General features: G+C 57.8%; 20 protein-coding genes. 13 read left to right on the top strand and 7 right to left on the bottom strand.

Translation table 11 applies throughout. The annotated features are described in order from the left end of the window. Positions 1-10 precede the first annotated feature (10 nt). The 5 genes from BLS87_RS05275 to cynR all read left to right on the top strand — a co-directional run bounded on the left by BLS87_RS05275 (position 11) and on the right by cynR (position 3,986). Entirely contained in the window at positions 11-481 is a 471-nt protein-coding gene (locus tag BLS87_RS05275) for an arsenate reductase ArsC (protein ID WP_074750773.1), read from the top strand. Positions 482-528: 47 nt separating this feature from the next. Further along, positions 529-1,242 carry an arsenical resistance protein ArsH gene (gene arsH, locus BLS87_RS05270; protein ID WP_074750771.1) on the top strand — a complete coding sequence of 238 codons (714 nt, stop codon included), beginning with the start codon at positions 529-531 and terminating at the stop codon, positions 1,240-1,242. A gap of 20 nt (positions 1,243-1,262) precedes the next feature. Next, complete coding sequence (arsC, locus tag BLS87_RS05265; protein WP_074750769.1) at positions 1,263-1,685, top strand: arsenate reductase (glutaredoxin); 423 nt, start codon at positions 1,263-1,265, stop codon at positions 1,683-1,685. A gap of 39 nt (positions 1,686-1,724) precedes the next feature. Next, positions 1,725-2,798 carry an ArsO family NAD(P)H-dependent flavin-containing monooxygenase gene (locus BLS87_RS05260; protein ID WP_074750766.1) on the top strand — a complete coding sequence of 358 codons (1,074 nt, stop codon included), beginning with the start codon at positions 1,725-1,727 and terminating at the stop codon, positions 2,796-2,798. 291 nt (positions 2,799-3,089) lie between these two features. Next, entirely contained in the window at positions 3,090-3,986 is an 897-nt protein-coding gene (gene cynR / locus BLS87_RS05255; RefSeq protein WP_074750765.1) for a transcriptional regulator CynR, read from the top strand. A 100-nt stretch (positions 3,987-4,086) separates the two neighbouring features. On the opposite strand, the gene BLS87_RS05250 is transcribed toward cynR, so the two are convergent. Both BLS87_RS05250 and BLS87_RS05245 read right to left on the bottom strand, forming a co-directional pair. Further along, positions 4,087-4,626 carry a cytochrome P460 family protein gene (locus BLS87_RS05250; RefSeq protein WP_074750763.1) on the bottom strand — a complete coding sequence of 180 codons (540 nt, stop codon included), beginning with the start codon at positions 4,624-4,626 and terminating at the stop codon, positions 4,087-4,089. A 341-nt stretch (positions 4,627-4,967) separates the two neighbouring features. Beyond that, a complete protein-coding gene (locus BLS87_RS05245) occupies positions 4,968-5,591 on the bottom strand; it encodes a DJ-1/PfpI family protein (protein WP_083370624.1) in 624 nt (207 codons plus the stop codon). Between the two features lie 261 nt (positions 5,592-5,852). Between BLS87_RS05245 and BLS87_RS05240 the strand changes: the two genes are divergently transcribed. Continuing rightward, positions 5,853-6,629: an alpha/beta fold hydrolase gene (locus tag BLS87_RS05240; RefSeq protein ID WP_074750759.1), complete on the top strand. Its 777-nt coding sequence runs from the start codon at positions 5,853-5,855 to the stop codon at positions 6,627-6,629. Between the two features lie 38 nt (positions 6,630-6,667). Here BLS87_RS05240 and BLS87_RS05235 read toward each other — a convergent pair whose 3' ends face one another. Both BLS87_RS05235 and BLS87_RS05230 read right to left on the bottom strand, forming a co-directional pair. After that, positions 6,668-7,579, bottom strand: coding sequence for a LysR family transcriptional regulator (locus BLS87_RS05235; protein WP_074750757.1), 912 nt, complete (start codon positions 7,577-7,579; stop codon positions 6,668-6,670). Beyond that, positions 7,579-8,499 (bottom strand): LysR family transcriptional regulator, encoded by a 921-nt coding sequence (locus BLS87_RS05230; protein ID WP_074750755.1) that lies wholly within the window; start codon positions 8,497-8,499, stop codon positions 7,579-7,581. Before BLS87_RS05230 ends, BLS87_RS05235 begins: the two co-directional genes overlap by 1 nt. Positions 8,500-8,925: 426 nt before the next feature. Here BLS87_RS05230 and BLS87_RS33610 point away from each other — a divergent pair, with 426 nt between their 5' ends. Both BLS87_RS33610 and BLS87_RS05225 read left to right on the top strand, forming a co-directional pair. Beyond that, positions 8,926-9,069 (top strand): hypothetical protein, encoded by a 144-nt coding sequence (locus tag BLS87_RS33610; protein ID WP_208605138.1) that lies wholly within the window; start codon positions 8,926-8,928, stop codon positions 9,067-9,069. A gap of 336 nt (positions 9,070-9,405) precedes the next feature. Next, a complete protein-coding gene (locus BLS87_RS05225; protein ID WP_074750753.1) occupies positions 9,406-10,746 on the top strand; it encodes an OprD family outer membrane porin in 1,341 nt (446 codons plus the stop codon). Positions 10,747-10,797: 51 nt separating this feature from the next. Here BLS87_RS05225 and BLS87_RS05220 read toward each other — a convergent pair whose 3' ends face one another. Then, positions 10,798-11,610: an AraC family transcriptional regulator gene (locus BLS87_RS05220; protein WP_074750751.1), complete on the bottom strand. Its 813-nt coding sequence runs from the start codon at positions 11,608-11,610 to the stop codon at positions 10,798-10,800. A 130-nt stretch (positions 11,611-11,740) separates the two neighbouring features. On the opposite strand from BLS87_RS05220, the gene BLS87_RS05215 reads away from it, so the two are divergent. From BLS87_RS05215 to BLS87_RS05205, 3 genes are all read left to right on the top strand, one after another. Further along, complete coding sequence (locus BLS87_RS05215) at positions 11,741-12,259, top strand: carboxymuconolactone decarboxylase family protein (protein ID WP_074750749.1); 519 nt, start codon at positions 11,741-11,743, stop codon at positions 12,257-12,259. Positions 12,260-12,284: 25 nt separating this feature from the next. Continuing rightward, a complete protein-coding gene (gene grxC / locus BLS87_RS05210; protein ID WP_074750747.1) occupies positions 12,285-12,536 on the top strand; it encodes a glutaredoxin 3 in 252 nt (83 codons plus the stop codon). A gap of 141 nt (positions 12,537-12,677) precedes the next feature. Then, positions 12,678-13,982: a tyrosine-type recombinase/integrase gene (locus BLS87_RS05205; protein WP_143024300.1), complete on the top strand. Its 1,305-nt coding sequence runs from the start codon at positions 12,678-12,680 to the stop codon at positions 13,980-13,982. 26 nt (positions 13,983-14,008) lie between these two features. Here the strand turns inward: BLS87_RS05205 and BLS87_RS05200 are convergent, their stop codons facing one another. Then, on the bottom strand, positions 14,009-14,971 hold the full coding sequence (locus BLS87_RS05200; RefSeq protein WP_074750745.1) for an SDR family oxidoreductase: 963 nt from the start codon (positions 14,969-14,971) through the stop codon (positions 14,009-14,011). A 109-nt stretch (positions 14,972-15,080) separates the two neighbouring features. Here BLS87_RS05200 and BLS87_RS05195 point away from each other — a divergent pair, with 109 nt between their 5' ends. After that, positions 15,081-16,001 (top strand): LysR family transcriptional regulator, encoded by a 921-nt coding sequence (locus tag BLS87_RS05195; RefSeq protein ID WP_074750743.1) that lies wholly within the window; start codon positions 15,081-15,083, stop codon positions 15,999-16,001. A 65-nt stretch (positions 16,002-16,066) separates the two neighbouring features. Here the strand turns inward: BLS87_RS05195 and BLS87_RS05190 are convergent, their stop codons facing one another. Then, a complete protein-coding gene (locus BLS87_RS05190; RefSeq protein ID WP_074750741.1) occupies positions 16,067-16,849 on the bottom strand; it encodes a sulfite exporter TauE/SafE family protein in 783 nt (260 codons plus the stop codon). Positions 16,850-17,194: 345 nt separating this feature from the next. On the opposite strand from BLS87_RS05190, the gene BLS87_RS05185 reads away from it, so the two are divergent. Beyond that, the gene (locus BLS87_RS05185; protein ID WP_074751379.1) at positions 17,195-19,249 is read left to right on the top strand and encodes a 2Fe-2S iron-sulfur cluster-binding protein; all 2,055 of its coding nucleotides are present in this window, start codon (positions 17,195-17,197) and stop codon (positions 19,247-19,249) included. Positions 19,250-19,358: the final 109 nt, after the last annotated feature.

Below are 19,358 nucleotides of genomic sequence, written 5' to 3'. Positions count from 1 at the left end.
GAATCGTCTGATGAAAGTCTTGTTCATGTGCACCCACAACAGCTGCCGCAGCATTCTGTCGGAGGCACTCTTCAATCACCTGGCGCCTGAAGGAGTAGAGGCTGTCAGCTCTGGAAGTTTTCCCAGTGGTCGGGTGAATCAACGGGCATTACAAACGCTGGAGGCGGCAGGTATTTCGACGGCGGGCTTGAGCAGCAAGGCTTCGGAGGCTTTTGAAGACTCGCCTCAAGACATTGTGATCACCGTCTGTGACCGGGCTGCGGGTGAAGCGTGCCCTATCTTCTTAGGGCCAGCCTTGAAGGCGCACTGGGGCTTGGCCGACCCGTCCGAGGCCAACGGATCGGAGGCCGAGATTACAGGCGCGTTTGAATCCACGCTCGCTAAGATTCGCGAGCGTGTCAGTGCATTTCTTGCCCTGCCGCTAAAGACCATGAGTACTGACCAGCTCAAAGCTGAACTGAACCGCATCGGTTCGCTTTGAGGATCAACCGAGGCAGCGCCCCGCTGGGCGCCGCCGTAGGAGTTTATATGCAAGACACATTGCCGAACGTAGACGCCGATCTGATCGATATCCCGTCGTTGGAGCAACTGACCCCGGCGTCCCTGTCGATCCACAAACCTCGAATCCTCCTCCTGTACGGCTCGACACGAGAGCGCTCTTTCAGCCGATTGGTCACACAGGAGGCCGCACGTCTTCTGGAGCAGTTTGGCGCCGAAACCAGGATCTTCGATCCGTCAGGTCTGCCGCTGCCGGATGATGCTCCCGACACCCACCCTAAAGTGGCCGAGCTGCGTGAGCTGATGCAGTGGTCAGAGGCACAAGTGTGGTGTTCCCCTGAGCGGCACGGCTCGATGAGCGCGGTGTTCAAGGCGCAAATCGACTGGGTTCCGCTAGCAATGGGAGCTGTACGACCTACGCAAGGGAAAACCCTTGCGGTAATGCAGGTCTGCGGAGGCTCGCAGTCTTTCAACGTGGTCAATCAGCTGCGGGTACTGGGACGATGGATGAGGATGTTCACCATCCCAAACCAATCTTCCGTCGCCAAGGCATTCACCGAGTTTGATGAGGCAGGCCGTATGAAGCCATCCTCGTACTACGACCGCCTGGTAGACGTGATGGAAGAACTGATGAAGTTCACGCTGCTGTTGCGGGATCGTCAGGACTACCTGGTTGATCGCTATTCCGAGCGTAAAGAGTCCGCCGAAGAGTTATCCAAGCGCGTCAATCAGCGTTCCATTTAATGCCTGGACGAGGGAATTGTATGAGCCAGATCACGATCTATCACAACCCACAATGTGGCACCTCTCGAAACACCTTGGAACTGATCCGCAACAGCGGAGAAGAACCGACCGTCATCGAATACCTGAAAACTCCACCTGATCGCGCCACGCTGGTGAGGCTGATCCAGGACATGGGTATTGAGGTGCGAGCCCTGCTGCGTATCAAGGGCACCCCTTACGAAGCGTTGGGACTGGGCAACGCATCACTGAGCGATGAACAGCTCGTTGATGCCATGATGGAGCATCCCATCCTGATAAACCGCCCTATCGTGGTGACACCACTGGGCACACGGTTGTGTCGTCCATCGGAAGCTGTCCTCGACTTGCTTCCACAACCGCAACGCGGCAGTTTCGTCAAAGAGGATGGGCAGGTCGTTATCGATGAGCATGGACGTAAAGTCTGAGTCTTCGCGGCGATTTACAGCGGCTACAGGAGCACGGCGGTGAGTCAGAGTCGGAAGCTGGATGTTGTGGTTATCGGCGGCGGCCAATCCGCACTCACCGTCGCGTACTTTCTCAAGCGAACGGGACTGTCCTATGTGTTGCTCGATGCTGAGCCCGCGCCGGGAGGAGCCTGGCGGCACGCGTGGGATTCGCTTCGGCTGTTTTCACCCTCTGCATGGAGTTCCATTGCTGGTTGGCCAATGCCGGCCGTTGCCGACGGTACTCCCAGCCGGGACGATGTTATCGATTACCTCACCCAGTATGAGCGCCGCTACGACTTTCCCATCAGGCGCTCAACGCGGGTGACTCATGTTGAAAAAATCGATGATGGACTGCGCGTCTTCTCGGATGATTGTTCCTGGGATGCCAAGGCGGTCATCAGTGCCACAGGCAACTGGAGCCGACCGGTAATACCCGCTTATCCAGGGCAAGCGCTGTTCAAGGGGCAGCAGCTGCACTCCGCCCAATACGTTGGCCCAACAGGGTTTGAAGGAAAAACGGTTCTCGTGGTCGGGGGAGGCAACTCCGGTGCCCAGATCTACGCTGAGGTTTCGAAAGTGTCTCAGGCTGTCTGGGTGACTCAAGAGCCGCCACAGTTTCTTCCCGATGAGGTTGATGGTCGTGCGTTGTTCGAACGTGCCACCGCTAGGTTGAAGGCGCTGCAAGCGGGCCTTGAGCCGCCCCAAGCCCAAGGTGGTCTGGGTGACATTGTAATGGTGCCGTCCGTGAAAGAGGCTCGCGACCGAAGGGTATTGAACTCGGTACGTCCGTTCGTGCAATTCACCCCAACGGGCGTGGTGTGGCCATCAGGGAGCGAGACGAAGGTAGACGCCGTCATCTGGTGTACTGGATTTTCTCCAGCGCTCGGCCACCTGAAAAGCCTCGGCATCGTGGGAGAGGACAACAGAGTCGCGGTCACTGAGAACCGGAGTGTGGACTGCCCCAATCTGTGGCTGGTGGGGTACGGCGACTGGACGGGACTTGCGTCTGCTACCTTGATCGGCGTAACCCGCACTGCTCGGGATGTGGTCAAGCAGGCTCAGGGCTATCTCTCTTCAAAACTCTCTGCATGAGACACCAGATGAGCATTGGCGAAACAACAAAACTGATTAGAACCCGAAGCGAAGAAAACGCGAACCTACTCGTCCGGGCTGGCTGGACGCGCCGCAGGTGATGCCCCCGCGTCTCGATTCCAGTTAATCGCATGACCTCCAAACCAACAGCTCTCAAGCTGATCCCTACCGGCTATTCGCATGTGGTCAGTTGCGATGCAATTCCCCATCACGCTGCGACATCACGAAGTACAGGCTTACGCTGCGATATACACTGATAGGCGTATGCCCCCTCCCTGAACGGTGAATGTGATGCTGCTGAGACACCTGCGTTATCTGTTGGCAGTCGCCGATAATGGCGGTTTCACCCGCGCGGCCGAAGTGCTCCACGTTTCTCAACCCACCCTTTCACAACAGATTCGTCAGCTCGAAGAGATGCTCGGCGTCGTCCTGTTTGATCGTACATCGCGCACCGTCACCCCCACCGATGCAGGGCAGGCGTACATCGAGTGTGCTCGACGAGTGCTCGTCGAACTGGCGGCGGGCAAACGGGCATTGCACGACGTGAAGGACCTTTCACGGGGTACTTTGAGACTCGCGATGACGCCGACCTTCATGGCGTATCTGGTGGGGCCGATTGTGCGTGATTACGCCGGACGCTTTCCCAATATCCACTTGGAAATTTTCGAATTGTCGATGGACGATATCGAGATGGGGCTGGCCGACGACTCGCTGGACATCGCTATTGCGTTTGACGAAGTCAGGAACGCAGACATCGAGTCGATTCCCGCGTTTGTCGAAACGTTGGGGTTGATGGTCGGACGTGATCACCCGCTGTACGACCACCCGACAGCCTTGACGACTGACGAGGTCGCGCAATTGGATTTCGCTTTGCTGACGCCTGATTTTGCCACTCGAACCTGCATTGACGAGTACTTCACCAAGGCCCGCATCACCCCCAAAATCGTGGTGGAGGTGAACTCGGTCAACACGCTGTTAGAAGTGATTCGACACACCCGGGTCGCCACCATTCTTCCGGAGCCGATCGCGACGCAGGACAGAGCGTTAAGCAAACTGGTGATGCAGGATAAGGCACCTCAACGCGGAGCTGCTCTGCTGAGACGAAAGAATAATTATCACAGCGCGGCATCAGCCGCCTTTTTGGACCTGGTGCTGGGGAAGATGGCCCAACAGGACAACACTATTTGATCGCTGGGCGACACCACATGGGCCTCTCCGACTTCATCAGGTCCTCCCTTCGCATCGAGACCCGGTAATCGGAAGATTCCCTAACCCGTGTAGCGTCCGGTCACTTGGAATAGGTGGTGAAAATCAGGTCCGTCGCTGGGGGCAACTTGCTGTGGCAAGCAAAGCAGCTATTGACCACTTTTTCGCTCGGATTGGGCTTTCCATCCTCGAACTGGCCGTACCCCCATCCACCCGTGCCGGCATATCGTTTCGAGTCCTTCACCTCAATTTGAACGTTGGTAGGCTCGCCCGCGACGAATGATTGGTCCCGTCCAAAAATAGCGTTATTTCGTGCGGAGGACTCATACTTATAGGCCAATCGCGCGATGATGGCGCCATCCGGGAATGGAAGTGTCCCTTCCCTGAACGCCTTCATGGCAATGTCGTTGCCGAGGATGACCCGAATATCAGGCTTGTCACCCTCCTCGTGGGCAATGCTGACAAACTGCCAATCGCGGTAACCAGGCGGCAGCGTAACGCCAAAGATGGGCGAGCCTTCAGCCGTGGCGGCGGGTGTATCAGCCTCTGCGATCACAGAGAGGCCCGCCACCCCGCCGATCACAATGGCAGTCGCAGAAAACATCAGCATTTTCCAAGTCATCACAAACGCTCCTGCTCGGGCGCTGGGGGCATGACCGCGCCGTTCTGGTTTTTGAATCGACGATCAAACATTCTGCCCTCAAATGGGGGGCAGTCCGTTGAGTATTCTTCTTTCCGCATCCACCAGAGACGCGGGACGAATCGCTTCACCTTTGGCGTAGGCGCGAACGACCATTTGCCGTTGGCCAGTCGTAATAATCCACGGTGTGGCTTTCATGGGGCATCATTTGTCCCTCTGGATGAAATAAGCAAAAACCCATCAGTTACTCATCCGTATTGCGATCTACCCGCACGCAAACTTTGTCATTCAGCCTCAAGCGAGCGGTAAAACCCGGGGTTGAGTTACGGGACCTGTGGGGTCTCATACCAGTTGCGGTCGGGCGTAGCGAAGCGCATTTTCTTGCGGACAACAGCCGCGTTGTCGGCACTGGTGAGCTGTTCCAGTAACTGAAACGCCACTTCCGTGGCTGTGCCAGGGCCCGTGGAGGTGATGATCCGGCCATCTACGACCACCGGCCGGTCAACAAAAAGGGCGCCGGTTTCGACCAGTTGCTGTTTCCGTTTCCCGCCCTCTTGGTGATAGGTCGTCGCATGCCGGCCGCGCAGTACGCCGGCAGCCCCCAGGCACACGGATGAAACGCAGACGCTGGCAACGGTTTTTCCTGCCTCTACGAAATGTCGGATAGCGGACAAGAAGGGTTCGCTGAGCGCCTCTTCATAGAACCCTGCGGGTTCAAAACCGCCGGGCAAAGCCAGCGCGTCGAAGCGGCTGATGTCCAGATCCTGTAACAGAAAGCTGGGGTTCAGTGAGAGGCCAAACGTCGTGACGATGTTTCTGCGAAGGCCGGCGTTGACCAGTTCGATGGGATGATCGCCGAGTAGATCGGCCCAGCCGAGTACATCAGTAAAGGCCGCCATCTCCAACGGTTCAACGCCGTTAGCGAGCAGCATGAGTACACGTTTCATCGGCATGAGCCTCCGCAGTTTTGAGTGGATTTCGCTGATCAAGTGAGGCCATCTTCCGCTTTAAAACCACCGGGGAGAACGACCAGAAAACGGAATCCACTCTTTCATCAATTGAAATACCGCGGTGTGTTTTGTGTCGGTTCTTAGCCGCTTCCGCCCCTGATACAGTTCCTCACATTAAGCCGTCCGGCTGAACACAAACGGGATACGGCAGCCCGCTTAAATGATCCCGTCACTCCTCCTCGCTTTCAGGAAAACCCGATGAAAAAGCTACTTGCAGGTCTTACCTTCGCCGCTGCAATGACCAGCGGTGCCGCAGCCATGGCTGACTCAGTCAAGCCGACGGTGGTGTTGGTCCACGGCGCATTTGCCGATTCCAGCAGTTGGAATGGCGTGATCAAAATCCTGGAAAAGGACGGCTACCCCGTCATCGCCGCCTCCAATCCACTGCGCAGCCTGAAGGGTGATGCGAGCTCGGTCGCCGACCTGTTGGCGAGCATCAAAACTCCGGTGGTATTGGTGGGGCACTCTTATGGTGGTCCAGTCATCAGTGAGGCGGCCTACGGTAATGCCAACGTCAAAGCGCTGGTGTACGTCGCGGGCGTAGCACCAGACGCCGGTGAGTCAACCGCCGATCTGTCCGGACGTTTCCCCGGCGGTACGCTGGGCCCGACCCTGGCTGCCCCGGTCCCTCTCGCTGACGGAGGTAAGGATCTGTACATTCAGCAGGATAAATTCCATGCCCAGTTCGCCGCGGATGTGTCCGACGCCGACGCTAAATTAATGGCTGCGACACAGCGCCCGGTCACCGAGGCTGCCCTCAATGAAAAATCGACCGAGCCTGCCTGGAAAACCATCCCGTCATGGTTTGTCTGGGGTGATAAAGACAAGAACATTCCGCCCCAGGCCCAGGTCTTCATGGCACAACGCGCACACGCTAAAAAGGCAGTGGCTGTGAAAGGTGCATCGCACGTGGTGATGGTGTCGAATCCCAAGGTCGTCGCAGAGCTGATCGAATCGGCGGCAATGGCGAAGTGATCAACTGACCTGCCCTCTCCCATCAGTCGCAAGAGCGTTCAAAGAGCATCTGGCCGCATCGCCGGATGCTCGCGCAGACCCTCCACCATGAAGTCCACGAAGCTGCGCACGCGCATTGAAGCTTTGCGTCTTTCGCGATAAACCACCTGGATGGGCAACGCCGGCAGCTCAAAGGGTTGCAAGATACGTTGCAGGCGTCCGCTATTAAAATACTCGTAAAGCGGATAGCTCAGGCAGCGTGTGAGACCTGCGCCGTGAGCCGTGGCATCGATGGCCGCCTGAACAGTAGCGCAGCTGAGCCTGGACCGCGCTTTGATGCTGTTATGCTGGCCTTGGTCTTGAAAATCCCAATGCACGCTGCCCCGGGAAGCTTGGGTGCCAATTAGCTTGTGACGCTTGAGGTCCTCCGGAATGGCGGGTTCGCCGTGAGCCTCAAGATAGCCTGGACTGCCGCAAACGATGGATCGGACGTGGCCCACCTGGCGCGCCACCAACGATGAGTTCGGCAGATGCCCCACGAGCACTGCAACGTCGATGCCCTCCTCGTTCATGTTGGGAAAACGGTCATCGTAGTGCGTGAAGACTTTGACCTGCGGATACGCATCCATGTATCCCGCCAACAACGAGGTCATGACATAACGGCTGAAAAGCAAGGGTAGCAACACCGTAAGATTGCCCTGTGCTTGAACATGCAGCCCTTTAGCCGACGCCTCCGCCATTTCGACTTCCCTAAGGATCCTCGAACTGTCAGCCATGAATGCAGCGCCTGCCTTTGTCAGCACAACCCCTTGGGTGCTTCGTTGCAGCAATGGCACACCCAGACGCGCCTCCAGCCGTGTAACCGCGCGGACGACGGTGGGACCGGAAACGTTGAGTCGACGAGCCGCTGCCGCGAGGCTGGGTCGCTCTGAAAGCGCTTCAAACATGAGCATTTCATGGTAACGATCCATCAGGACGAACCTTCGATGTTAGGTTGAAGCGCCGCATCGCTGCTCAGCCGCTCCACCAGAAACTCTACGAAAGTCCGGACCTTTGCAGGCACCCGATGACTCTTTTGGTAGACGATCTGAATCGGCAGCGGTGGCGGTTCATAATCCTGAAGAACAATCTCCAGTGCTCCGGCAGCGACCTGACTTGCGACCTGATAAGACAGTACTCGGGTGATCCCCCAGCCCATGGATGCGATGTTGATCGCGGCTTGATTTGCAGTTACGACCAAGCGGGGTTCAAAACGAAAACTGAGGTCGTTGCCTTCGTTCACAAACTGCCAGTCGCTGAGAAGATGACTGGCAGAAGACATCACAATATTTAACGAACCCAGCTCCCCGGGATGGCCAGGACGGCCGTAGCGATCAAAGTACGACGGAGCCCCGCATACCACCTGCCTCACCTCACCGACCTTGATGGCGTGCAAGGTGTTTTCATGAAGGTGTCCGATTCTGACGGCGACGTCGATGCCTTCATCGAGCACACTCACCACGCGATCCACCAGCATCGCGTTGAGATGTACCGAAGGAAACTGATCAAGATACCCCGCCAGCAAGGGGGCTATGTAAAGCTCTCCAAAAAGTACTGAGGCCGTTACGGTGAGGTGACCGCAAGGTATCGAGTAACTGCCGGCAGCCGCTTCTTCAGCTTCGTCAACCTCGCCGAGAATGCGCCGACAATCCTCCAGATAGCGTTGCCCCGCCTCGGTGAGATGCAGACTGCGAGTGGTTCTGGCCAACAATTGCGTGCCGATTCGCTCCTCCATTGCCGCTATGACCCGCGTGACGCTGGGTGGCGAAATATTGAGGCGACGGGCTGCCGCGGCAAACCCCTCTTCCTCTGCAACCGCCGTGAATATCTGCATCTCTTGAAAGCGATCCATGAACGACCCTGTCAGGTAAGAGGACAGCGATTGATGTGTGGGGGAACGGCATCCGTGCAGCTGCGCAGGTCGTCCTGCTCAACGTGTGCCCTTGATGAACGGATCCATTGCCGTGGACATGACCGTCCGTGGAGCATCTTTGGATCTTTGAAAAAAACGCAATAAAGAGGGTTGCTACAGGCACTGGGTTTGCAGCGATGCGTTGAAGCCTTACCGGCGGCAACCGCACACAACAGGAAAGACCGGTTCACCAGACCAAATAGGACACTAGAACGTGATCGCGTTCAGGGACATCACGCACGCCAGGTGTTATTTGAGTGCGAACCGTTTAATAGTTTGGGCCCATCATCGCTGCGCATCAGAAACATCGGAATCACCAATAATCGCAATCCAGCATTTCATTAAATGGAATGATCGGTGGACACCATGGCCGACAAGACGTTTATCTATTCCCCTCATAAGTTGTTCGGCCCTCAGGTGAGCGAACTGAGCCTGCAGCTGCGTAAACCGTTGTTTGAAGTCGCCGTGGTACGAGACGCCATAGCGGGTCCTAAGTTACCCGAAGGTTGAGCAGCAACCGTTGGGATGGGAAAAGCGGAAAACAGTCTCGATGACATGTGCGGGCAAGCCCGGCTCTTTCTGATGGCGTACTTCAGCATTCCACCCTACGTCAGGACGTCCGAGCCGTATTGACCCCGCACGGGTGCTCACTCACGTGCAATTCTTGTCGAAAACGTCATGCAGTATTCCGCCATTCGGTAGCACGTCCCGCCAGGTTGGACAGCACGCCGCTGCTACGCTCAATACCGGTGGCCAGCCCCAATCCGGGATCCGCATCGGGTCAATTTTAGAAAAGATAGGTGGGTGGGTCATTTTTCAACGAGCGCCGACACCTCGGGAGCTTTTATGGAAAGAACGACCCTGCCCGCCGCGATCATTCTTGCCGGTTTCTCGATCGGTGCGACGGCCGCTGATACGAAAAGTCATGGATTCATCGAAGACAGCCAGACGTCTGTCAGCTCCCGAACCATGTATTACTCCAACGACAACCGAGATGGAGGGGCTGACCAGCGTGAAACGGCGACGGCCCTTAAATTCGCATTTATTTCCGGCTTCACCCAGGGCACTGTGGGTTTCGGTGTGGACCTTGCGTCCCTGGTCGCCGTCCATCTGGACGGAGGAAAAGGACATCACCCGGACGCCAACACCTTTTTCCCCAGTGATTCGGACGGCTCGGCGGTTCACTCCTGGAGTCGGGCAGGTGGCACGTTAAAAGCGCGCGTATCTAAAACCGAGCTGGGGGTCGGCAATATCTTTACGCCCAGTCTCCCGATATTGCTCGCCACGGATTCGCGATTGGTCTATCAGAATTTTGGCGGAGGCATCGTCACCTCCAAAGACATCGAAGGGCTGACACTCACCGCCGGTAAAATTGACCAATCCTCGGGTCGAGCCACCAGTAACCCTACTGGCCTGGCGGTGGCCGGCGGCACCAAGGACTCCAACGATTTCCGCTTTGCAGGCGCCGACTGGAAAGCCACGAAGGACCTCACCCTTCAATACTATTTCGCCCGGCTCGAGAACTATTACAAGCAGAGTTTCCTGGGCCTGGTGCACGTGCTGCCCTTGGGTGCCGACCAGTCGTTCAAAACCGATCTGCGTTATTTCGACAGCCGTTCAGACGGCAAGAACGGCGACGTCGGGTATCGATTCAACAACAATGGCGGCTACGCAAAAAATCCCGGCGAGGTCGATAACAAGACCTGGAGTGCCATGTTCACCTACACACTGGGCGGGCATTCCCTGATGCTGGGCCACGAGAGTGTCAGCGATGACGGTGGGTTCGTCTGGCTTAACCAAGGCAACGTCGTTGATGGGCGCAATCGTCCGGAGGGCAATGGGGGGACGGGCTTCTACCTCTTTACGGACGCCATTGTCGCAAACTTCTCCCGCGCCGGAGAACAGACCCATTTCGGGCAGTATGCGTACGATTTCACAAAGATCGGTATACCGGGCCTGAAAGCGTCGATCTCCTACCTCAGAGGCGACGACATCAAGGACATTGGAAACGGGAGCGACCACAAGGAGTGGGAGCGGGACATGAGGGTCGACTATGTGATCCAGAACGGGCCGCTCAAAGGCTTCGGCACCACGGTCCGCCACGGCACGTACCGCAGTGACGGCTCCGCGTTAGCCGACACCGACCAGACGCGGGTGATTTTCAACTACAGCTATACGTTCCTTTGAGCTCACCACGAACGGCACCTTCTGCGTTCGGTCAGGCCTGAGCAACAGGCTTCACCCTCGCCACTCCCGAGGGCTGACACCGGTTTTTCGGCGAAATGCGCGGGCCAGTGCGGAGGGACTTTCATACCCCACTTCCTCTGCAATGAGCGCGATGGGCTTGCCCTCACGCAGCAGCTTCTGCGCCAGGCTGATGCGCCAGCTCACGAGATAGTCAGCTGGCGCCTGCCCCACCACTCGCTTGAAATGCTCGGCGAAGCTGGCGCGCGACATGTTGGCAGCCACCGACAATTCAGCCACCGTCCAGGCTTTTCCCGGCGCGTCGTGCATCAGACTCATGGGCTTTGAGAGACGCGCATCGGCTAAACCGGCCATCATTCCCGGTTGCTGGTCACCGCTGCTCAGAATGTGGCGCAGCAACTGGATGACCAACAGCTCGAACAAACGGTCCATCACCGCGTCACGACCGCAAACATCATCAAAAGCCTCGGCGAACAGCCAGTCCAGGGTGCTCGCCATGGTCGGGATTTCGTTCAACTTGAGTATGAGATGGTCAGGCAACGCTCTTGCTAGCGCGTTGCCCGAGCCGCCATCGAAGTCCAGCGATGCACACACCAACTGAGCACCCGAGCCCTCTTTGGCAAACAAGCGATGGCGGTACGGCCGAGGGAAGAAAATCAGCGTCGGCTCAGTGATCGACAACTCGCGCTCATCGGCCAGTTTCAACAGGACCTCGCCTGACTGAACCAAATGCAGATGGCCACAGGTCTGGTCGCCGTCGAAGGCCGAGATACCGCAGAACGCACCGCTGTAAAAGGTTCCGGCATTGACACCGAAACGAGCCAGCAACGTAGACAGACGATCCATCAACACCCTCGCTTACACTTTGGACGATTGGTCGCATATTAACGCTGATGTGCATCCATTTAACCAGCGACCGCCTATAGCATGAACCCCATACCCAGCGCATGCCGCGCTGAATGTCTGGAGAATCATTATGACCCGCATGACTTCTGTAAGCCTTGAAAACGCCACCGATGCCACCCGTCCACTGCTGGAAGGCGTGCAAAAGAAAATCGGATTCTTGCCCAATGTGTTCCAGGTACTGGCTCACGCCCCAGCCGTACTGACCCATTATGTACAAAGCTCTGCTGCGCTGGGCAAAACGTCCCTGAACGCTGAGGAAAAGGAATCGATTTCCCTCGCCACCTCCCAGGTTAACGGTTGCGACTACTGCCTGGCCGCCCACACATTCTTCGCAGGTAAAACCGGGTTCAGCCATCAAGAGATCCTCAGTGCCCGTGAAGGAAAGCTCGACAACTATGCCCTGCTCGCCCGCCAGATCACCGAAACCCGCGGTCACCTGAGCAGCGAACAAATCGCAGTGGCCCGCGCGGCCGGTATTGACGACGCCAAGATCATCGAAGTGATCGCCCACGTTGCCTCGCAGACACTGACCAACTACCTGAACAACGTCGCGCTGACGGATATCGACTTCCCAGCCATCGAGGCGTGAGCACAGTCAAAACAGAGGACCCGGTATGAAGACTGTCACGCTGTATACCACCGAAACCTGTCCCTACTGCCGCAGCGCAAAGTCCTTGCTGGCCAGCAAGGGCATCTCGATGAAAGAGATCAACGTTCAGACCCAACCGGCCAAACGTGAAGAAATGATCAAACGCAGTGGACGAAGGACCGTCCCGCAGATTTTCATCGAGAACACCTACATCGGCGGCTTGGACGACCTGGCAAAACTGGATCGTCAAGGCGGGTTGCTGTCGATGCTGGCCTGAGACCAAATCCTGGATCAAGGGCTGATGAGGCATCTTTTACCTTGATGCAATATCCGGCAGCCGTCAGACCCGGATGTTGCATCTCAATGCCCTGGAAAGGATCATACGCGGCATTCCGCCAATGCCCGCCAAGCGATCCCCATGCCAGCGCCTTCGACACCGCAACCGTTGTTTGAAACCTATGCCCGCTTTGGTGAGCTCAACTTCAGCTCGCTCAAACAAGAGTTGCCCGCCGTCACTGACTATTTGATGGCCTTTCCCGCTGAAATACAGGCCCTCGAAGGCTACCGTGCGGTACGCAGCTTCTTGAAGTCTTACGCCGGCAACGAATCCACCTTCAACTCCTATCGAACCCACGTCGAACGACTATTGCTCTGGACACTGACCAAAGCGCAGGTCCCCCTGCTGGACATGCGCCGGACCCATGCCGAAGCGTTTCTGGAGTTCTGCCTCGCGCCGGATCCTGCCTGGATCGGGCCAGTCGTCAAATCCCGATTTACGAGGCTGGGTGCGCGCAAGAAGCTCGCCACCGATACCTTTGTTTTGAACGAGAACTGGAAGCCGTTCGGCCAGTGCGCGTCCAAGGAGGAGCGCAAGCGCGCCGCGGAGGAAAGCCGCCCTCTCCTTCAGGAACATTACAAACCTGCACAGGGCTCGATCGCACAGATTTTCGCAGTCTGCGGAAGCTTTTTTCAGCATGCGATCGATGAAGGTTTCTGCGAGCACAATCCTTTCAGGGCCGTTAAACAGAAGAGCAAATACAAGCAGCGCACGACCGGCGATCAAGACACCCGCATTCTGACCTCATTGCAGTGGGATTTCGTGCTGGAAACCGCAGAACAGATGGCGGCTCAGGATGATAGATATGAGCGAACGCTGTTCATCGTGGCGACGATTTTTGCGATGTATCTGCGCGTTTCAGACCTGGTCGGGCGGGACAACTGGACGCCGAGCATGGGCGATCTGCGACAGGACGGTGCCGGAAACTGGTGGTATCACGTGGTCGGAAAAGGCAACAAAGCCGGCAAAATCAGTGTGCGGGATGACTACGTCGAGAACTACCTCAAGCGCTGGCGCGTGCATCAAGGTTTATCGCCGCTTCCCGGCTTTCGCGAAACCACGCCGCTGATTGCAACCCAGCGAGGTCGGGCAGGCTTGTCAGACCGGCACATCCGGGTATTGCTGCAGGAGGTCTTTGACCGCGCACTCGGGCGTATGCAGGCCGAAGGCTGGTCCGATGAAGACGTCGCCCGCTTGCGCGCGGCCTCACTTCATTGGCTACGACACACCTCGGCCACGTTCGACGCCCCCCATCGGGACATGAAGGACCTGCAAGTCGACCTGCGACACAACAGCCTCAGCACGACGCAGAACGTGTATTACAACTCCGAGGATGAGAAGCGGGCGTATTCGATCAAGCGTCTGCCTATGAAAGAACGAGGATAATGTCCCCGCTCGGTGTATTCGCCTGCTCAGCCCTTCTGTAGCAGGCGTTCGTCGCAGAACACGGGCCGCTCTTCCCCTCTCTTCCCATCAGAAATAGGGTCCGGCAGCAGAGCCAAGCCCTGAAGGCCAAAGGCATCTTTGAGCAGCGACTCGAGCTGTTTTGGTTTGCGCCCCAACAGCTCTTCAAGTGCACCACTGCTCTCGTCAAATGCGCCTGCTTTGATCGCGGCGTACCAACCACTCAAAAACTGAGCCACGTGCGCAGGCCAACCTTCCCGTTCACGCGCAAGCATGAAGGCGGGAGAGGAAATCGATTCATAGGTAATCGGTTTCCCCGTCAGGCCTGACAGTGTTTCAGCGATGTCGCTGAACGACCAGGCCTGCCCGCTGTTCAGCAAATATCGACGATTTTCATGGCCGTCCTGACTCAACAGAACCGCACTGGCTTCGGCAAGTTCCTGATAACAGGCCAGCGCGATCCGGCCATCACCCGCAGGGCAAGAAAATCCTTCGAGTGCTGCCTGCGCGCCGATGAACATGGGCAGGTCGTTGGCGTACAACGGGTGCCTGACGATGGTGAAGAACATACCTGAGTTTTCCAGCATGCTTTCCGTCGCGATGTCGCTGTCGGTCACGCCTTCAATAGGACAGAGATCATCACTGGTGCGCTGGATGCTGGTGTAGATCACGTGACGAACGCCGGAAAAACGCGCGGCGTCAATGACATTTTTGTGTTGGGCCGTCCGGTCCGTGAACGCCACCGCCGACACCATGTAGATGGTGTCTACACCTTCAAAAGCGCTCACAAGGGTGTCGTAATTGCTGTAGTCAGCGTAACGGACCTCTATGCCCTTCAAGACCAACCCTTGTGCCTTATGGTGGTCTCGAGCAAGCGCCACGATATTGGCTGGCGCGCTGCGTTGCATCAAACACTCTAGAACGCCACTGCCGAGGCGGCCCGTAGCGCCAGTGACCAGGATTTTTTTCATCTCATTCGCCTGTGTGGTTAGCAAGTACAGGCGGACTATGCAGGCAATCCCGGGGATGAATTAGTCCTCAACAGGTAGAATCAGCTTCAACCAAATGTTGGAGCACCTCATGGAAACCTTAGGGAATCTCGAGTCATTCGTTCGCGCTGCAGAAGCGGGCAGTTTTTCCGAGGCGGCTCGCCAGATGGGCGTCTCCGCCGCAGCAGTCAGCAAAAATGTAGCCCGCCTGGAGACCAGGCTCGAGACCCGTCTATTCCACCGGAACACGCGAAGCCTGACCCTGACGGAAGCGGGTGAGGCGTTTTATTCCCAAGTCCGCGGCAGTCTGGAAACCATTCAGGGAGCAATCGCTCACCTGGGCGCTTCTCGCGACGTTCCTGCAGGTCGCTTACGGGTGAACGTGGCACCTTCCCTCGCATACGATCACCTCCTCCCCATGCTTAAACTCTTCAAACAACGCTACCCCGCGGTGATACCGGACTGGCAATTGGAAATCCGCCGGGTTGACTTGATCGGTGATGGGTTCGACGTCGCCATTGGCGGAGGCATGGAGTTGTCCCCGGGGGTTGTCGCGCGGGAGATCGCCAAACTCCATCTTGTGGCGGTTGCCTCGCCAGAATGGCTGAAGGGCCGGCCGCTGCCTTTGACACCTGCGGATTTACAGGGGCAGCCCGGTGTTGTCATGCGATCAACGGACACCGGCAGGCTGCGCTCCTGGACGCTGCGTAATAGCGCTGGGGAGACGTTCGATTTGAATCTCGAGCCGGCTGCAATCATGAACGACCCAGAGGCGCTGTGCAGTTGCGCCCGGATGGGGTATGGCGTGGCGCTGGTGCCCGTGGATCGCGCCTGGCCATGGCTGCAAAACGGAGAGTTGACGCGATTATTGCCGGATTGGTACGTGGACCTGGGTTCGGTATCCGTCTATTTTCCTGCCCGCAAAGCCTTGCCTGCCAAGACCCGTGTTTTTGTCGACTTTTTGGTGGAGCATTTCCACCGGACGATCAGAGACAAGTTCAGGGATGACTGAGACCCATGCCAGCATCCTCCTGGTTCATGCACCCTTCAAGGCAGGTGGCAGGTGGACAGGACAGTTCAGGCAAGAAAACTGATACCCACGACCACCAGCATCAAAGCGAACAATCGCTTCAGCATTTTAGGTGACAGACTGTGTGCCAGTTTCGCGCCGAATTGAGCGAAGAACATGCTGGTCAGCGCAATGCCGATCAGCGCTGGCAGGTACACAAATCCCAGGCTGTGTTCTGGCAATAACGGATCATGCCAACCCAGCACCATGAAACTGATCGTCCCCACGATAGCTGTGGGAAACCCGCAGGCGGCGGAGGTCGCCACGGCCTGCTGCATCGTCAGGCTGCGCCATGTCAAAAACGGCACAGTCAATGAGCCCCCTCCAATTCCAAAGATGGCCGACGCCCAGCCGATCAGGACGCCGACACCGGCCAACGCGCGTTTGCCCGGAATCTCGCGGCTGACCTTAGGCTTGAGATCCAACGCCATTTTGATGGCCATCACAATGGCGAACACACCAATGATTTTCTGAAGAGTGGGCCCCGCAATGCGGCTGGCGGTGACTGACCCCAGCACCGCGCCAATCAGAATGCCAATGGTCATCCAGCCAAATATTCTCCACTTCACGGCCCCGGCACGATGATGCGCGCGCACCGACAAAATGGTCGTAAAAATGATCGTTGCCAGTGAGGTGCCGACAGCCAAATGGGTCAATACCGAACTGTCGAAACCTTGCAGCGTGAAACTGAAAACAAGCACCGGGACAATGATCAGGCCGCCGCCGACGCCGAACAGGCCGGCGAGCACACCGGCACATGCGCCAAGGGCAAGATAGAGCAGGAATTCCATGAAATTCTCCGAATAAGACCTCGTTGCGAATGACGCCTTCGCGCGATAACAACGTGGGGGTTCAGGTAGCTGCGTCGATGGCACCAGTGTCCACTCCGTCGCCACACTGCGGAATTACCAGCGTTTACAATCCAGCATTTCATCCGTTGCAATAGTGACCTGGCTGGTAACCCCTCCAACATGGCTTGCGGCACGTCGATCCATACCCTGGTCATTCGGGCTGGCGCTTTTTATCGCTAACCGGTGATCATTTCACCCAGTGAAACGCAGAATTAAGGCAGAGAGATATTCTGCCCGCCACGCCATTGCAGGGGGATGGCTCATCACCTCGCCGAGATGGTCGTCATGCACACACCCGCGGAAGAAATCGAACTGTCGCCTTGGCACGAAGGCGAGTTACGGCTGCAACGCAGCGTCGGCGCAGTCGAACGTATGGTCAAACCCGGTCAGCAGCAGATGGCCCGTGACTGGCTACCTGACCAGCATCGCGAGTTCTATTGCCAGTTACCTTTCGTGGTGCTGGGCAGCGTCGATCCGCAGGGCAATCCCTGGGCTACGCTGCGCGCCGGACAACCGGGCTTCATGCAGTCGCCCGATCCACGGCGGCTGGTCCTCGACCTGCCTCGGGAAACGGCGGACCCGGCAGATGCGGGGATGGAGGACGGTGACGGCATCGGCATGCTCGGTATGGAACTGCACACCCGACGTCGCAACCGGCTCAATGGCGTAGTGCGTCGCAGCAGTGATGTCGCCTTCGACATTCAACCGACGCAATCCTACGGAAATTGCCCGCGGTACATTCATCTTCGCCGCTACGCCTTCGACGATACGCCGCCGGGCGAAGTCAGCCAGTCCGCCGCTTTGAACGAACAGGACATTGCAACGATAACCGCTGCGGATTCCTTCTACGTCGCCTCATACGTCGTGCGTGACGGTGAGTGTCAGGTCGATGTCTCCCATCGCGGCGGCAAGCCCGGGTTCGTGAGCGTTGACGAAAACGGCGCGCTGACCGTGCCGGACTTCAATGGCAATCTGTTCTTCAACACCCTCGGCAACATGCTGATCAACCCGCGGGTGGGCCTGGTCTTTGTCGACATGCGCACGGGCGACCTGCTGCAGATGACCGGGCGCACCGAGGTCATTCTCGATTCCGCGCAAACCCTGGCCTTCATCGGCGCCGAGCGCATGTGGCGTTTTTTTCCCGAGCGGGTGATACGGCGTCCCGGCGGGTTGCCGTTGCGCTGGGTGGACATGGAAAACGGCACTTCGCCTAACGTGCTGATGACGGGCAGCTGGGAAGACATGGACATGCGGCTGAAGGCGGCCGCGCTGCAACAGAGCTGGCGTCCGTACAAGGTTGTCGACATCGTCCAGGAGAGTGAAACCATTCGTTCATTCCACCTGCTGCCCGATGATGGCGTGGGTGTTCCTGCGCGCCTGGCCGGACAGCATCTGCCGATCCGCCTCTCCATCGCCGGGCAAGGCAAACCCGTGGTGCGTACCTACACGCTGTCCAGCGCGCCAACAGACGATGTGCTGCGCATCAGCGTCAAACGTGAGGGCGTGGTTTCCACGCACCTGCACGACAACCTGCAGGTCGGCGATCTGATCGAAGCCCGCGCCCCGGCGGGCGTCTTTACCGTCGACGCCACGGTCCGCCGCTCGGTGGTGATGCTCGCGGCAGGCGTGGGTGTGACACCGGCACTGGCGATGGCGCGGCATCTGGTTCACGAGGGCAAGCGTACCCGTTACCACCGACCTACATGGGTGTTTCAGTCGGCGTCGAACAAGGCGCAGCTTGCGTTTCACAAAGAATTCTCCGCCCTCGCCACCGCCTCGGAGGGCAAGCTGCGCTACGTGCGGGCATTGAGTGACGTCACAGGGGCTGAACACGGGGTGGATTACGAGCGGGAGGGTCGGCTGAACGTCGGTCTGCTGCGTGAGCTGCTGCCGTTCGATGATTACGATTTTTATCTCTGTGGCCCGCAAGGGTTCATGCAACAGATGTATGACGGCTTGCGGGCACTGGATATCAACGACTCGCGCATCCACGCCGAAGCGTTTGGTCCGTCGAGTCTGCAACGCTCTATGGGCGACACGGCGCCAGTGATGGAGCTGGCGCCGATCTCCAGCGAGTCAGTACCGGTGATGTTCATGGCTTCGACCAAAGAAGCCCGCTGGAATCCAGGTGACGGCTCGCTGCTGGACCTGGCCGAACAGCGCGACCTGGCGCCCCCCTTCGGCTGCCGGGGCGGGTCTTGCGGCACCTGCCGCACCAACATTCTGCAAGGCGCGGTGACCTACGCTCAGCCGCCGGAGTTTCAGGTCCCCGTCGGTGAAGCACTGATCTGCTGTGCCGTCCCTGCCGCCGGGACAGCGCCGCTGCATCTGGAGCTATGACGCTCGGCCTATGAGAAGACACTCTGCGCGAGCGCAGTCCGAAGTGCTGCAGCAGATGATCCGCGCGTCGTTGTGAGCTGCCAGCGCACGTTGCAATCAGCGGGTCTGC

The sequence above is a fragment of the Pseudomonas abietaniphila genome, from assembly GCF_900100795.1.
Lineage (GTDB): Bacteria > Pseudomonadota > Gammaproteobacteria > Pseudomonadales > Pseudomonadaceae > Aquipseudomonas > Aquipseudomonas abietaniphila.
The sequence above is the reverse complement of the archived record's forward strand: the minus strand, read 5'-3'. Positions and strand labels throughout refer to the sequence as shown.